Genomic DNA, 11,590 nt, shown 5'->3' on the forward strand with positions numbered 1-11,590 from the left:
CCAAAATTGTGAGCAGGATTCGCCCTAATTGAGTGCAGTCAGCGGGTATCAACAGTGTGGTCGGGCGCGGACCGACCGGGCCCGGTTTCGACCTGCGTGAAACCGCTTTCGGCCGGTTGTGGGGTCGGCACCGGCTTCGGCACGAAAGCGGCAACCTCTGCTTGGGTCTGGGTCTGGGCCTCGGCCAGCGAGCGAACGGGCGTGCTCGCTGCCGCTTCCCTTTCCACCTCCCGGGGTGCGGGCGCAGGTACGCTTACCGGCGCCGCTACCGCCACCGGGGCAGCTTGCACCGGCGCTACGGGCGCGTTCACTACCCCCGACGCCGCGTCACCATGACCTGACGTCGGGGCGGGAACTCCCTGCGGCGGCCGGGCATCCTCGGCTACCTCGGGATTCTGGGAACCGGCTTGTTCTTCCTCCCTCGCCCGCCGCGGATTTGGTCGCGCGTCGGCGCCGTTTTGAGGCGCCCGATTCTCGCTGTTGCCTGACCCCTGACCTTGACCTCGCTGACCGCCGCGACGGCCTCGACCGCGTCCGGTTCTGCCTTCGCGCGGCTCGCGCTGGCCATCCCGCGCGGCGGTACCGTCGCGGGCAGCCGCGGGCGCTTGCGGCGCGTGTGGACGGGCCGCGGGAGCCGACGAACGGCGCGCGTCCGGCCGTGCGGAAGTGGCTTCAGTCCGGCCACGTCGGGCTGGCGCCTGACGAACTGCCGGCCCTGATGGCCGCGCTGCTGGCGCTGGCTGGTAGCCAAACAGACTGCGCCAGACACGGGTAAAGACGCCGAGTTGGGACTTCACCGGCGCTGTCTCCGGTTCTTGCACCGAACTGGGTGGCGGGGTGCTGCGGATCAGGCGCTGTACCGCCGGCGGCGCGGCGATCGGCGCAGGGGGAGCCGCAACCCCTTCGACCGCCACTGCCATCAGGGGCAACTCGTGACTGGGCGTATCCAGCAAGCGCTTGTTCATGTCCTGCACGCGGGTCCGTTCAAGCTCGTAATGTGGCGTTTCCAGCGCCGGATTGGGCAGGATGATGGGGTTGACCCCAAGCCGCGACCCCAACTCGGCTACAGCGTCACGTTTTTCATTGAGCAGGTAGGTCGCCACCGCCACCGGCACCTGGACCGCCAGACGCCCGGTTCGCTCCTTGATGGCCTCCTCTTCCAACAGGCGAAGCACGTGCAAAGCAGTCGATTCCACACTACGGATGGTGCCCTGGCCCTCGCAGCGGGGACAGGTGATATGGCTGGTCTCTTTTAACGAAGTCCGCAGCCGCTGACGCGACATTTCAAGCAACCCAAACCGTGACAGCTTGCCGATCTGGATGCGCGCGCGATCGGGTTTGAGCGCATCGCGCAAGCGGTCTTCCACCGCCCGCTGGTTACGGCTTTGCATCATATCGATGAAATCGATCACGATCAGGCCAGCCAGGTCGCGCAGCCGCAGTTGAAGGGCAATCTCGTCGCAGGCTTCAAGGTTGGTGTTGGTGGCGGTTTCCTCGATATCGCTGCCCTGGGTCGCGCGCGCCGAGTTGATGTCGACCGCGGTCAGCGCCTCGGTATGATCGATTACCAGCGCCCCGCCGGAGCGTAGCGGCACCTCTCTCCTGTGAGCGGTTTCGATCTGTTGTTCGATCTGGTACCGGATGAACAGCGGAATTTTTTCGTCATACAGCTTCAGCCGCGGCAGGCTCTGCGGCATCAGCTGCTGCATCAGCAGGTGTGCCTCTTCGTAGGTGGCCGGATCGTCGATCAGGACTTCGGCAATGTCATCCCGGAAGTAGTCGCGGATCACCCGCGCCACAACATTGTTTTCCTGGTAGATCAGAAACGGCGCTGGCTTGCCGCTGCTGGCGGCGTCGATGGCATTCCACAGCTCCACCAGATGGTCCAGATCCCATTGCAGCTCGGCCAAGCTGCGCTCGGCAGCGACGGTGCGGGCGATCGTACCCATGCCATCGGGCAATTGCAGCTGCCCCAGCATTTCCTTCAGTTCGGCCCGATCGTCGCCCTCTATTTTTCGCGACACCCCGCCTGCGTCCGGGCTGTAGGGCATCAGGACCAAATAGCGACCGGCCAGGCTGATATGCGTGGTCAGCGCCGCGCCCTTGGTGCCCCGCTCTTCCTTCTCGACCTGAACGGTCACTTCCTGACCTTCGCGGAAGGCGCCGCGAATACTCGATTTATTACCCTCGCTGCCTTCAGCTATCAGGTAAGAAGAAGCAACTTCCTTCAGCGGCAGAAAACCGTGGCGGGTACCGCCGTAGTCAACGAAGGCGGCTTCCAGGCTGGGTTCGACGCGGCGCACGATGCCGCGGTAGATGTTGCCTTTTTTCTGATTCCGGTTCGGAAACTCGATGTCCAGGTCAAAAAGGCGTTGACCATCGACGATTGCCACACGCAGTTCTTCGGACTGACGGGCGTTGAACAGGATGCGTTTCATTGGGGACGTCTCGTGGCGAGCGCACAGCGGCATACCGCGTGTCGGACGGCAAGGCCCCCAGGAACAGGGGCCAACAGGCCGGCACGCCGTCATGGGGCGTGGCGCAAAGGGCTTGGACTGGACCTGCGACGATTTTGGTCCGCGCGGACCAACGCAGGAGGAATAGAATGGTGCGTGTGAAACTGGTTGCAGCGGCCCCGGCGCGCGAGACCGGAACAGTGAACAAGACGAAGGTGACAACGCCGATGGCGTGGAGCCAACGGCGCAGCATCGCTGCCAAATTCTTTTCGCGGTTCATGGTGGCCACTGCACCGACACATTAACACGCCATGACAAGGGTTTATACAGGGATGCCGACAGCAGCCAACAGCCAAGTGGCCTATGTCAGCGTCGCCGACGATCAGGCCGGACAACGGGTGGATAATTTCTTGCTCGCGCGCTTTCGTGGCTTGCCGCGCAGCCGTGTGTACCGCTTGCTGCGGCGTGGCGAAGTGCGTGTGAACGGCGGGCGCGCCAAACCAGAGCACCGCTTGCAGGCCGGTGATCGAGTGCGACTACCCCCAGTCGATTTGCAAGCCCCACGCCCACCGACACAGGCATCCGCGGACCAGCTCACGACCCTCGCCGGCTGCATCCTGTTCGAAGATGAGCGGTTACTGGTTCTGGACAAGCCGGCTGGTCTGGCCTGCCATGGTGGCAGTGGCATCAGCTTCGGCGTGATTGAAGCACTGCGCCAGATGCGCGCCAATCAGCCTTTTCTGGAACTGGTACACCGACTGGACCGGGACACGTCCGGCTGTCTGCTGATTGCCAAGCGGCGCAGCACCCTGCGCAGCCTGCATGAGCAATTGCGTACCGGCGCGATAAAGAAGCGCTACCTGGCTTTGCTGCTGGGAAACCTGGTCCGAAAACGACAACAGGTAGACGCACCGCTGGCGCGCTATGAGCGCGGTGGGGAGCGGCTGGTTCGGGTAGATCCCGAAGGTAAGCCTGCGCAGACGGTATTTTACCTTCGCGAGCGATTCGCCGCCGCCAGCTTTGTCGAAGCCGAACTGCTGTCCGGGCGTACCCATCAGATCCGGGTACACGCGGCGCACCTGGGTTGCCCACTGGCCGGTGACCCCAAGTACGGAGACCGTGCCGCCGAGGTGGCGCTGGGTCAGATTGGCCTGGACAGGCTGTTTCTACACGCGTCGCGGATCGAAGTCCTGCCGCTGGAGGGTTGCGCACGGCAGGTGTTCGAAGCGCCGCTACCGACCGCTCTTAGGGTGCCGCTTGAGCGTTTACGCGCCGCCAACACAAAGGTGACAAACACATGAATGATGATTCACACCCTGGTTCCTGGGAGCGCGAACTGATTGAACGCGTGCTGCAAGGCACGCTGATCGAGCAGCGGCGAGCCCGCCGCTGGCGCAACTTTCTGCGCCTGCTGTCGCTCAGTCTGATTATGGCCGTGCTGGCAACGGTGCTGTTTCGCAACGAGATGGGAGTGCCCACGGTCACCCGCCGCCACACCGCTTTGGTACAGTTGAACGGCATCATCGCGCCCGGGACTGACGCCAACGCCGACATCATCATTGAGTCGCTGCGCGCTGCCTATGACAACACTCACGTCGCCGGCGTGGTGCTGCGCATCGACAGTCCCGGCGGCAGCCCGGTACAAGCGGGTCGCATCAACGCCGAGATCAAGCGCCTGCGTAAGCTGCACCCGACCGTGCCCTTACATGCGGTCATCGACGACATCTGCGCCTCCGGCGGCTATTTCGTCGCCGTGGCGGCTGACAATATCTACGCCGACCGCGCCAGCGTGGTCGGCTCGATAGGCGTGTTGATGAATGGCTTCGGCTTTGTCGGGGCGATGGACAAACTGGGCGTGGAGCGCCGCTTGGTGACCGCGGGCGCCCACAAGGGATTTCTGGATCCGTTCTCGCCTAGCGACCCGGTCGACCTGCAGCATGCCCGCGGGCTGCTGAAAGCCATTCACGGGCAGTTCATTGAAGTCGTCAAACAGGGTCGCGGCGAGCGACTGAAAAACGACCCGGATTTGTTCTCGGGCCTGATCTGGACCGGCGAGCAAGGGCTGAAGCTGGGACTGGTCGATGCTCTGGGCGATACCGACTGGGTGGCGCGCGAAGTATTCAAGGCCGACAAGGTGGTCGACTACACCGTGCGCCCGGATTATTTCTCGCGCCTGATCCGTAGCACAGGCAGCGAGGCGGCTGCCGGCATGCTCAACGCCCTGGGGGAACGCCTGCGCTGGCAGTAGTCTGGGGCGCCAGCGTCAGGGCATCGCAATGCCCTCCTCGCTCAACAATTCGCTCAGCGCGATCAGCGGCAGGCCCAGGAGTGCCGTGGGGTCATCGCCTGTCATGCGCTGGCACAGAACGATACCCAAACCTTCTGAACGGAGCGCGCCAGCGCAGTCGAACGGCTGCTCACGAGCCAGGTATCGCTCGATCTGACGATCGCTCAATACGCGCATCTGCACCTCGAACGGCACCAGGCGTGTACGCGCCTGCCCGGTTGCGCTATTCAGCAGGCATACCGCCGTCAGAAAATGCACGACACGCCCCGACGCCAACGCCAGTTGCGCCGCCGCGGCCGCATGATTGCCGGGTTTGCCGAGCACCTGCTCACCCACCACCGCCACCTGATCCGAACCGACGATCAGATGTGCCGGCAGCGCCTGGGCAACGGACCACGCCTTGGCCTGAGCCAGGCGAACCGCGAGCTGGGCCGGCGCCTCGCCGGGCTGCGCTGTCTCGTCGGCCTGCGGCGCCTGCACACCAAACGGCAGCCCCAACCGGGCAATCAGCTCGCGACGCGGATTCGACGTGGAGGCAAGCATAAGCACTGGCTGGAGTTCGGTCATCGGCTAATCACGTGGTTAATGAGCAAGCTCAGATTCTAGGCTGCGTGGGCTGACTCAGAAACCGGCGTTGGGATTTTGACAGCACCCAGGGGCGCGACTAAACTGCGCGCCCTTATGCTGGGGCGGTTACCAGAATTCATAGACCCGTACGACTGGGCCAAGGCCGGTCGCGAGCTTTCTGGTCGTCTGCCGCTGGCGAGTCTTGGGCGATTGTGTGCCAACCTGGCAACAGACCAGGGCTGGGTGGAGGTGGCGCTCCGGTTCGCGCTGATTGATACCGGCCGGCCAGTGCTGACCGGGAGCGCATCGTGTGACGTCATGGTGCGCTGTCAGCGATGCGTAGAGCCCTTGCCGGTGCACCTGAACGCACCGATTCAGCTAGGGATCGTACCGAGCGATGCTGCTGCGGCAAGGCTGCAGGCTGGCTATGAACCCTTATTGTGTCGGTCTGGCGAGAATTTGGCGGTTGCCGACCTGGTGGAGGACGAGTTATTGCTGGTGCTGCCGGACTATCCGCATCATGCCGCAGGCGCCTGCCAGGCTGTAACGGTGCCGGCCGAGTCCCAGGAGCAACTACAGCCGTTTGCGGTACTCCGCAACTTAAAGAAAAAAGGGTGATTGCCTATTGGTGAAGTCGCGCAACCGGCCTGGTATCACGCCGGCACCGGCCCACAAGGTTTAAGCATCATACTGTCCTGGTTCTGAACCAGGACTTCTCCCGCGAAAAGACCTCCCGCTCGTCGGGCAAGACCACTTACAGGACCCGTCAATGGCCGTTCAACAGGATCACAAAAGTCGCTCCAAGCGCGGCATGCGCCGCTCGCACGACGCACTTAAGGCACCCACGCTATCGGTGGAACCCACCACCGGCGAAGTGCACTTGCGCCATCACGTCAGCGCCACTGGCTACTACCGGGGCCGTAAGGTCATCGACACCGGCAAGGGCGAGTAAACATTGAGCCTGGTGGTTGCCGTGGACGCGATGGGGGGCGACCACGGCCCGCGCGTCGTGGTCCCGGCGGCGCTCAGCTTCCTGCGCCAGCGCCAGGATGTACGCCTGATCCTGGTCGGTGATCAGGCTGCCATACGGGCACTGATGCCGGTTGACGCCGAAGGCCAGGGGCTGGACGTACACCACGCGAGCCAGGTTATCGAAATGGACGAGTCCCCTGCCAAGGCGCTGCGTAACAAGAAAGACTCCTCGCTGCGTTTGGCCATCGACCTGGTCGCGGCCGGGCATGCCCAGGCCTGCGTCAGCGCTGGCAACACGGGCGCACTGATGGCGACCGCCCGCTTCGTACTACATATGCTGCCGGGTATCGAACGCCCCGCTATCGTACGCGCCTTGCCGACCATGCGCGGCGAAACCTACCTGCTGGACCTGGGCGCCAACACCGAGTGCAGCGCCGCCCAGCTGTGCGAGTTCGCGGTGATGAGTGCGGTGCTGGTCGAGGCCCTGGGCAAACGGGAAAACCCGAGTGTTGGCTTGCTCAATATCGGTAGCGAAGCGACCAAGGGCACCGACACCGTGCAGCGGGCCGCCGAATTGATACGTGACAGCGGCCTCAACTTTCACGGCTACGTTGAAGGAGACGATATCTACGCCGGCACCACTGATATCGTGGTGTGTGACGGGTTCGTCGGAAACGTGGCTCTCAAGACCAGCGAGGGCTTGGCCCGCATGGTCAGCCAGGTGTTACGGGACGAGTTCAGCAAGACCCTGCTGCGACGCCTGTGCGCGCTGGCCTCCTGGCCTGCCTTGCGAGCCGTACGCAAGCAGCTCGACCCGCGCGCCTATAACGGCGCCAGCCTGCTTGGCCTGACTGCGCCAGTGATCAAGAGCCACGGTGGAACCGACGAAGTCGGCTTTACCCATGCCATCGCTGAAGCGGCTGCGCAGGCGCAGGCGCAGGTACCGCAGCGCATCGCCGAACGCCTGGCCACCTCATCGCTACAGGCCTGCAGCGCATGATGTACTCACGTGTTGTCGGTACTGGCAGCGCGCTGCCGGAACGAGTCGTGACCAATGCCGACCTTGAATCCAAGGTCAACACCAGCGACCGCTGGATTTTCGAGCGTACCGGGATTCGGGAACGGCGTATTGCGGCGCCCGGCGAAACGTCCACTGATCTGGGCGAGCAGGCCGCCCGCGAGGCGCTTGCCATGTCCGGGCTGAGTGCTTCCGACATCGGCTTGGTAGTGGTGGCTACCTGTACGCCCGAAAAGGTGTTCCCCAGCACCGCCTGCCTGCTGCAGAGCCGGCTTGGCATACACGGCGGACCGGCATTTGACGTGCAGGCCGCATGCGCTGGCTTCATCTATGCGCTCAGCGTCGCCGACAGCCTGCTGCGCAGTGGCGCGGCAGACACGGCGCTGGTGGTCGGCGCGGAAACCATGTCCCGCATCATCGACTGGCAGGACCGGCGTACCTGCATTCTGTTCGCCGACGGCGCCGGTGCCATGGTGCTGCGACGTGACCCAACCCCAGGCATTCTGTCCACCCACTTGCATGCGGATGGTAAATACAAGGACCTGCTGTGGGTTCCAGGTTGGGTCTCGGATGACTATGCCGACCTTGCCGACACTCCGCCCTACATGGTGATGGCAGGTTCAGAGGTATTCCGGGTGGCGGTCGAAAAGCTCGGCGACGCCGTCGAAGAAGCGCTCGCCGCTAACGGCCTGGACAAAGGCGCGATTGACTGGCTAATTCCGCACCAGGCCAATCTGCGTATCATTTCCGCCATCGCCAAGCGCCTGCGCCTGCCGATGGAACAGGTGGTGCTGACCATCGCCGAGCATGGCAACACCTCGGCGGCCTCGGTGCCGCTGGCTCTGGACGTCGCTGTGCGCGACGGCCGTATCAAGGCCGGACAAACTTTGCTGCTGGAAGCCTTCGGTGGCGGCTTCGCCTGGGGCTCAGCCCTGTTGCGCTTCTGACCCCAGCCCCGCAGGACCGAGACCCGATGTTGGCACTGGTGTTTCCCGGACAAGGCTCGCAGTCGGTCGGTATGTTGGCCCAACTGGCGCTGGAGTTTTCCGAAGTCGAACAAACCTTTGCCGAAGCGAGCGCAGTCCTCGGCTACGACCTGTGGCAAGTGATCCAGAACGGGCCGGACAGTGAACTGCAGCTGACCACCATTACCCAGCCGGCGATGCTAAGCGCCGGGGTGGCCGTTTGGCGGGTGTGGCAGGCAGCCGGTGGACCGACCCCGATGGTCATGGCCGGCCATAGCCTCGGCGAATACAGTGCACTGGTGTGCGCCGGCGCGCTGCCATTTGCGCAGGCCGTGCAACTGGTTCGTCAGCGTGGCGAGTACATGCAACAGGCAGTGCCGGTTGGTGTCGGTGCCATGGCCGCCGTACTCGGCTTGGAACGTGCGGCCGTTGAGCGAATTTGTGCCGACGCCGCCGGCAGTCAGCAAACAGTAGCCGTTGCCAATTACAACGCACCGCTGCAGAGCGTCATCGCCGGGCATGCCGACGCCGTGGCGCGAGCCAGCGCCGCGGCCCAGGCGTCCGGTGCCAAACGGGTAATCGCCCTACCAGTCAGTGCGCCGTTTCACTGTGCATTGATGCGCCCGGCCGCTGAACGTCTTGCGCCCGCTATCGTCGCGACCAGCCTGAGTGAACCCGGGATACAGGTCATCAATAATGTCGACGTCGAGGCCGCCACCGAGCCGGATGCTATCCGAGACGCTCTGGTACGCCAGATCTACTCGCCAGTTCGTTGGGTCGAAACTGTGCAAGCCATGGCCGCGCGCGGCGTTACTCACATGGTCGAATGCGGTCCCGGAAAAGTACTGGCCGGCCTGACCAAGCGAATTCACAGCGAGCTCGACAGCCTTTCGGTGCAGGATCCCCCCAGTTTGCGCCAGGCGCTGGCTGAGCTGAGCTGAGCTGAGCAGAGTAAGGAGTCGCAATGGAAATCAGACTCGACGGGGAAGTCGCGCTCGTGACCGGTGCCAGCCGTGGCATCGGCAAGGCCATCGCCCACGCGCTGGCGCGGGCCGGCGCGACGGTCATCGGCACCGCAACCACCGAAGCCGGCGCAAACCGTATCGGCGAGGAGCTGGCCGCCGCCGTCCTGAAAGGCGAAGGCATGGCACTTAACCTCGCCGACCGAACTGCCACGCTCGCATTGGTCGAAACCATCAAATCGCGCCACGGGGCCGTCTCCATCCTGGTCAACAACGCCGGCATCACCCGGGACAACCTGCTGTTGCTGCTCAAGGACGACGACTGGGACCAGGTGCTCGATACCAATCTGGGGGCGGTTTTCCGCCTGGCGCGGGCCTGCACCCGCGGCATGACCAAGGCCCGCCGCGGACGCATTATCAACATTGGGTCCGTGGTCGGTGCCATCGGTAACGCGGGACAGGTAAACTACGCTGCCGCCAAGGCTGGCTTGGCCGGCTTCACGCGTGCTCTGGCGCGCGAATTGGCCAGCCGCAGCATCACCGTCAATACGGTGGCGCCCGGTTTCATAGACACGGACATGACCGCCGCCCTATCGGCAGATCAGCGTACAAATTTGATGGACTCGATTCCGCTGGGCCGCTTTGGCGATGCGCAGGAAGTGGCCGCACTGGTGACGTACTTGGCCTCGACCCAGGCCGGCTACATCACCGGCCAGACCCTGCACATCAATGGTGGTATGTATCTGGCCTGAGGCAATCCCTCAGCCAAATTTTTTAGTGGTTTTGTTTGGGAGGATAACTGGCGATGAGCAGTATTGAAGAGCGCGTCAAGAAAATCGTGGTCGAGCAATTGGGCGTCAAGGAAGACGAGGTCAGCAACGACTCCTCCTTCGTCGATGACCTGGGTGCGGATTCCCTCGATACCGTGGAATTGGTAATGGCGCTCGAGGAAGAATTCGAGTGCGAAATTGCTGACGAAGCGGCCGAGAAGATCACCACCGTGCAGGAAGCAATCGACTATGTAGAGAAAGAACTGGCCTCCCGCAAGTAACTGCGGGCAGAGTCCAGATGCGAGGGCGACGCGGCTTTGGGTAAACGACGGGTCGTAATTACCGGGCTAGGCATGGTCAGTCCGCTCGGGCTGGACGTAAAAAGCTCCTGGTCCGGCATTCTGGCCGGAAAAAGCGGTATCGGGCCCATCACTCACTTCGATGCCAGCGCCTTCAGCGTGCGGTTTTGCGGGGCGGTCCAGGGCTTTGATATCGAGCGCTACCTTGTCCCCAAGGAAGCCCGCAAGATGGATCCGTTTATTCATTACGGGATAGCGGCAGCCGACGAGGCTCTGGCTGATGCCGGCATCGAGGTCACGCCCGAGAATGCCGAGCGCATGGGTGTCGCCATGGGCTCGGGCATTGGCGGGCTGGCCGGTATCGAAGCCGGGCACCTTGAATATCTGAACGGCGGTCCAAGACGCATTTCGCCGTTCTTCGTGCCGGCCAACATCATCAATATGGTCGCCGGTAACGTTTCCATCAGGTTCGGACTCAAGGGCCCAAACCTGTCCGTGGTCACGGCCTGCGCGTCGGCAACTCATAGCATCGGCGATTCGGCCCGGCTAATCGAGTATGGGGATGCGGATGTCATGCTCGCGGGCGGCGCCGAGATGGCCACCTCGCCGATGGGGGTCGGCGGTTTTTCCGCTGCCCGGGCCCTGTCAACCCGCAACGACGATCCACAGCGTGCCAGTCGGCCCTGGGACCGGGACCGTGACGGCTTCGTGCTCAGCGATGGCGCCGGCATCCTGGTGCTGGAAGAACTGGAACACGCGCGTCGGCGTGACGCACGCATCTATGCCGAGCTGATCGGCTACGGCATGAGCGGCGACGCCCACCACATGACCCAGCCGGATGCCAGCGGTGATGGTGCGTTTCGTTGTATGCGTGCGGCGCTGCGTAACGCCAGCCTGGCCGGGGAGGACATCCAGTACATCAATGCTCACGGCACTTCCACGGTGGCCGGCGACGTTGCCGAGACAGTTGCCATCAAACGTACGTTTGGCGATCACGCTCATGCCCTGGCGGTCAGTTCCACCAAGTCGATGACCGGTCATCTGCTGGGAGCTGCGGGGGGGATTGAGGCGGTCTTCAGCGTACTCGCGCTCCGTGACCAGGTTGCGCCACCGACCATCAACCTCGACCATCCGGGCGAGGGCTGTGACCTCGATTACGTACCCCATACCGCTCGACCCATGCGCATTGACCACGCTCTGAGCAACTCCTTCGGTTTTGGCGGTACTAATGGCACGCTGGTGTTCAGTCGTCCGCGCTGAATCCCGTCCCGACGTTTGGCAGCCTGAACGCGGG

General features: G+C 63.5%; 12 protein-coding genes. 10 read left to right on the forward strand and 2 right to left on the reverse strand.

Translation table 11 applies throughout. From position 1 onward, the window contains the following. Positions 1-38: 38 nt before the first annotated feature. The gene (locus ABZF37_RS01340; RefSeq protein ID WP_372715934.1) at positions 39-2,438 is read right to left on the reverse strand and encodes a ribonuclease E/G; all 2,400 of its coding nucleotides are present in this window, start codon (positions 2,436-2,438) and stop codon (positions 39-41) included. A 350-nt stretch (positions 2,439-2,788) separates the two neighbouring features. Between ABZF37_RS01340 and ABZF37_RS01345 the strand changes: the two genes are divergently transcribed. Together ABZF37_RS01345 and ABZF37_RS01350 are read left to right on the forward strand one after the other, a co-directional pair. After that, positions 2,789-3,757: an RluA family pseudouridine synthase gene (locus ABZF37_RS01345; protein ID WP_372715936.1), complete on the forward strand. Its 969-nt coding sequence runs from the start codon at positions 2,789-2,791 to the stop codon at positions 3,755-3,757. After that, positions 3,754-4,704 carry a S49 family peptidase gene (locus tag ABZF37_RS01350; protein ID WP_372715938.1) on the forward strand — a complete coding sequence of 317 codons (951 nt, stop codon included), beginning with the start codon at positions 3,754-3,756 and terminating at the stop codon, positions 4,702-4,704. Before ABZF37_RS01345 ends, ABZF37_RS01350 begins: the two co-directional genes overlap by 4 nt. Positions 4,705-4,719: 15 nt before the next feature. On the opposite strand, the gene ABZF37_RS01355 is transcribed toward ABZF37_RS01350, so the two are convergent. Continuing rightward, a complete protein-coding gene (locus ABZF37_RS01355; protein WP_372715940.1) occupies positions 4,720-5,310 on the reverse strand; it encodes a nucleoside triphosphate pyrophosphatase in 591 nt (196 codons plus the stop codon). Between the two features lie 114 nt (positions 5,311-5,424). On the opposite strand from ABZF37_RS01355, the gene ABZF37_RS01360 reads away from it, so the two are divergent. From ABZF37_RS01360 to fabF, 8 genes are all read left to right on the forward strand, one after another. Beyond that, on the forward strand, positions 5,425-5,928 hold the full coding sequence (locus ABZF37_RS01360) for a DUF177 domain-containing protein (RefSeq protein ID WP_372715942.1): 504 nt from the start codon (positions 5,425-5,427) through the stop codon (positions 5,926-5,928). A gap of 151 nt (positions 5,929-6,079) precedes the next feature. Next, a complete protein-coding gene (gene rpmF / locus ABZF37_RS01365) occupies positions 6,080-6,262 on the forward strand; it encodes a 50S ribosomal protein L32 (protein ID WP_372715944.1) in 183 nt (60 codons plus the stop codon). A 3-nt stretch (positions 6,263-6,265) separates the two neighbouring features. Beyond that, the gene (plsX, locus tag ABZF37_RS01370; RefSeq protein WP_372715946.1) at positions 6,266-7,282 is read left to right on the forward strand and encodes a phosphate acyltransferase PlsX; all 1,017 of its coding nucleotides are present in this window, start codon (positions 6,266-6,268) and stop codon (positions 7,280-7,282) included. Continuing rightward, positions 7,279-8,247 carry a beta-ketoacyl-ACP synthase III gene (locus tag ABZF37_RS01375; protein ID WP_372715948.1) on the forward strand — a complete coding sequence of 323 codons (969 nt, stop codon included), beginning with the start codon at positions 7,279-7,281 and terminating at the stop codon, positions 8,245-8,247. The genes plsX and ABZF37_RS01375 overlap by 4 nt, the downstream gene beginning before the upstream one ends. A 26-nt stretch (positions 8,248-8,273) precedes the next feature. Beyond that, positions 8,274-9,206 (forward strand): ACP S-malonyltransferase, encoded by a 933-nt coding sequence (gene fabD / locus ABZF37_RS01380; RefSeq protein WP_372715950.1) that lies wholly within the window; start codon positions 8,274-8,276, stop codon positions 9,204-9,206. Positions 9,207-9,229: 23 nt separating this feature from the next. Then, a complete protein-coding gene (fabG, locus tag ABZF37_RS01385; protein ID WP_372715952.1) occupies positions 9,230-9,979 on the forward strand; it encodes a 3-oxoacyl-ACP reductase FabG in 750 nt (249 codons plus the stop codon). Between the two features lie 53 nt (positions 9,980-10,032). Next, positions 10,033-10,278, forward strand: coding sequence for an acyl carrier protein (acpP, locus tag ABZF37_RS01390; protein ID WP_068803058.1), 246 nt, complete (start codon positions 10,033-10,035; stop codon positions 10,276-10,278). Positions 10,279-10,314: 36 nt separating this feature from the next. After that, positions 10,315-11,556, forward strand: coding sequence for a beta-ketoacyl-ACP synthase II (fabF, locus tag ABZF37_RS01395; protein ID WP_372715955.1), 1,242 nt, complete (start codon positions 10,315-10,317; stop codon positions 11,554-11,556). Positions 11,557-11,590: the final 34 nt, after the last annotated feature.

It is taken from the genome of Immundisolibacter sp., from assembly GCF_041601295.1.
GTDB lineage: Bacteria > Pseudomonadota > Gammaproteobacteria > Immundisolibacterales > Immundisolibacteraceae > Immundisolibacter.